The 3,403-nt window shown below is 62.7% G+C and carries 2 protein-coding genes; both read right to left on the bottom strand.

The window, feature by feature from the left end:
* Positions 1-360 (bottom strand): tetratricopeptide repeat protein (locus ROR02_RS16055; protein ID WP_147165057.1); only part of this gene is annotated, 360 nt, incomplete at its 3' end.
* 52 nt (positions 361-412) lie between these two features.
* Complete coding sequence (locus ROR02_RS16050) at positions 413-3,268, bottom strand: CHAT domain-containing protein (protein WP_147165056.1); 2,856 nt, start codon at positions 3,266-3,268, stop codon at positions 413-415.
* Positions 3,269-3,403 lie beyond the last annotated feature (135 nt).

Raw genomic sequence — 3,403 nt, 5'->3', positions numbered from 1 at the left:
AGTGACGGCGGTTTCTCGGACATCGCCGAGGCGCTGGAAGACGGGGAGTGCTTCTTCCCGGTGGGTGCGCAGGGCGTCGTCAAGTTGTCCGCGTGCCATAAGGATATCGGCGATTTTGCCCATGGTGATGGCGGTTTCTCGGATATCGCCGAGTTTTTTGTATATTGGGATTTGCTCTTTGCATAAAATATGAATAGCCTCGTCAAATTCGCCGATTGCTTGAAGCGTATCAGATATCTTTCCTAATATTGTAGCTTTTGATCGAATGTCTCCAGTATTATCAAATTTATTAATTGCATATTCGTAAGTTTTTAGTAAATCATTGAATCTACTGTTTATTTTTGAATAATCTATATTCATATTAAAAACTCCTCATCGTGTTTTGTGTGCAATTAAAATACTTTGAATGCATTTATTCACGTTTAAACTCTGGCGTTGCGCGTAATGTGTATGTTGTTTTGTAAATTTTTTCGTTAATTTCTTGAATTATTATTTCTATTTTTAATGCATAATCTTCTTGATTGCATTTCTTAAAACAGGAAAGTGCGAGCTGAAGCAAGTTTTTGTTTATATCAGAAAAGAATCCTTCAGTTTTTGAATTTGATGCATTGAGTAAAAAAATTGCTAGATCAAAATCGTCCAAATCCCCCTGTGGCGTCCAATTTTTATCGAGCAGTGTGTTGGCGGTAAAACCATCGCCGATGACGATCAATGCCTGGGCGATCCGGCGCAGCACTCCGCGTGGAGTTTGGACACCGTGAGCCGTGGCGACGGCCATAAGCTTCTGGCCGAAGACTGCCGCCTCCTGGGCGTTGGGTTCGTCGAGCAGGCGTTGCATGGCAGAGGCGGCGGTGAGGACGCGCAAGGGGGCCAAGGGGGCGTGGTCGGCCAGGGTTGCCAGGCGGTACAGTTCGTCTTGCGCCGCCACGGGGAGCTTTTCGGGCGGGGAGGGCCACGCCTGATGCAGGGGCTCGACCAGGGTTTTGGCCAGTTCGGTTGCGTCCTCTGGCGTCAACGGCGACAGCCGGGGCGCGATCAGGGCGTTGACGGCCAGGGCCGGAGCGCCGGGCGTTGCCACGTCCTCTTGCGTCTCAAGAAGGCCCAGTGCCCGCAACCGCGCCCCCGAGCCCCCGTAGGCGGTTGTGGCGGCGTCGATCACTGCCGGGGGGACGGGAACCTGGAACACGGTGGCGGCCCACAACAGGGCGCGGTCGGCTTCGGACGCCCTGGCCAGCAGGTCGGAGAGGCGGAGGTGGTCGAAAAAAGTGGCCAGGGCCGGGGTGGCCGGGGCGTGGGCGGAAGTGGATAGGAACCTTTCCACCTCTTCAAGCGCGGGGGCCAGACACGCCGGGGTTTTGGTGGCGATGCCGAGCAAGGTATCGGCAAGGCCGGGATTGCTCCGGGCCGCGTGGGCGCAGTTTTCAAAAGCGCTCCAGCGCTTGGCGGCGATATCCGGGGGCTGGTCTGTCTCGTCCATCCAGAAGCGAAAGCGGCGCAGGGCCAGCTTGCGCAGCCCGGTTGCGTCCATGGAAGGCAGGGGTAGGGTTGCAAGGCAGGTGGCCCAGTCTCGCGCTCCATCGGGCAGGGTGAAGGGGTGGCGGCTGGTGAGCAGAAGAATCGAATCGGCGGCCTTGTGACGATCGAACGCCCGTACCACGGCCCGCAATGCCGGTTCGATGTCGGGGGAAACCCGCCAGGGTCCGGCCTCGGTGGGGGCGTCCAGCCCCTGTTCCAGGTCATCAAGAACCAGGGCGAAGGGGGTGCCGGTGGTGCGCAGGACCGCCGTCAATCGCTCGTAGAGCAAGACTTCCGACTGGGCGAGGTCAAGAAGGGCGGGATCGGTGGGGCGCAGCGTCTCGCGGCTGCCGGGCACCCGGTCGGCGATTTCGGCCGCGAGGGTGGCCGCCGTGAACCGGCCTTCGATGAACACCAGGGTCAGGGCGGGGAGGCGGTGCAGGATCCGGGCGGCCAGGCTGGATTTCCCCGATCGCCCCATGCCGTGAATCAGCACCCCGGCCTTGTGGCGGGATTTCACCAGGGCGAGGCAGCGTTGCAGGTCGCGCCGGCGCCCGACAAACAGGCGCCGGCCGGCAATCCGGCCCGTTTTCTTGCCGGCGTCGAAATGCTCGTATACCTCGTCGGCCGAGAACAGGCGCCGGCGCCGGGATCCGTGCACCAGGGGGCCCCCGCCCGAGGGGCCCAGCCACAGGCGGGCCATGTGCCAGTCCGCCCCGGTGTTGGCCCCCACAACCACGGCCCCTTCGCGCTTGCAAGGGGTGGAGGCGGCGGTGGCGGGCGGGTCCAGGGTTTTGAAAAGCGCGCGCCGGGCCTCGGCGCAGGCTTCTTCCAGCGGCCTCCGCGCCGCCAGTTGCCGGTAAAAAACCCGCGCGAATTCGATCGCGCTTTGATCGTGAACCGAGGCATCCCAGCCCAACACGGCGGGAAGGCCACCATCGACCAGGGCGGCGGCCAGGGAATCCGCCTGACGATCGCTTTCCGCGCTTTGGCAGGCGGACAGGAACACCACCTTGGGGGCGGCCGGCCGCAACAGCCGGATCAATTCCGCCTCGCCGGTTTCGCGCTCGTTCCCCTCGTCGTCTTCCAACGCCAGGATGGGCCTGGGAAAAGCACGGCCATGGCAGGACAGATGAACGGCTTGCATGGGGCCGATTTCCGCCAGCCGTTCCGACAGTCGCTCGGGGTTGCCGCTTTCCTCCACCTCCAGGTCCAGGGCCAGGGTTTCGGTGGCGTCGAGGATGGCGGTTTCCTCGGCTTCATAATCCAGCACCGGCTCCACGTTCCGGGGCGCGGCGGCCATGAAGGCAAGGCCCAGGCAAGGGGAATCGGGCGGGGGCGGGGGCGGCGAGGCGGCCGATCCCAGGCGACGGACCGGGCAGAACAGCAGCCGATCCTGGCCGGCGAGGAACCCCCGTTCATCGGCCAGCAGCTCCCACGGCACATGCAGAAAATCCCGGGCCTCGTCCGCCAGCGGGCGCGGGGCCTGGACCATCAGGGTCAGGGTGCCGAAGGCCTCGGTCAGCAGGGCGGACACCACGCGATCGGGGCCGTCCAGCCACATGAAAATCCGTCGCCCCAGATCCAGCAGGCCCTGGGCCGGATCCCTTTCGCGGTTCAGGGCCTTGTAGGTGGTGCTCCACTCCCGCCAGCGGGCGGCATCGTCGGGGGCAAGGGGGCGGGGCCGGCCCCGGATCGCCCCCTCCACGACCCAGGTCAGCGCGTTGGTGGAAAACCGGACCTCTGCCCGCATGACGATGCCCCCTTCGCGTTCCCCGGGACAGATGTTGGTTTTATTCTGATCAGGTGCGGGGTGCAAGGCAACCGGGATGCGGACACAGGGCCATCGGGTGAAGCCCTGGATGCCCTCGGAAGGAGGGTGTTTCAA

Origin of the sequence: Pararhodospirillum oryzae (assembly GCF_007992075.1) — a bacterium.
Classification (GTDB): domain Bacteria; phylum Pseudomonadota; class Alphaproteobacteria; order Rhodospirillales; family Rhodospirillaceae; genus Pararhodospirillum; species Pararhodospirillum oryzae.
Note: the sequence above shows the minus strand (reverse complement) of the source record. Positions and strands in the feature narration are given on the sequence as shown.

Bases quoted from the DNA above. Each gene is read 5' to 3' on its own strand.
- ROR02_RS16050 (WP_147165056.1), bottom strand. From the start codon at position 3,268: ATGCGGGCAGAGGTCCGGTTTTCCACCAACGCGCTGACCTGGGTCGTG.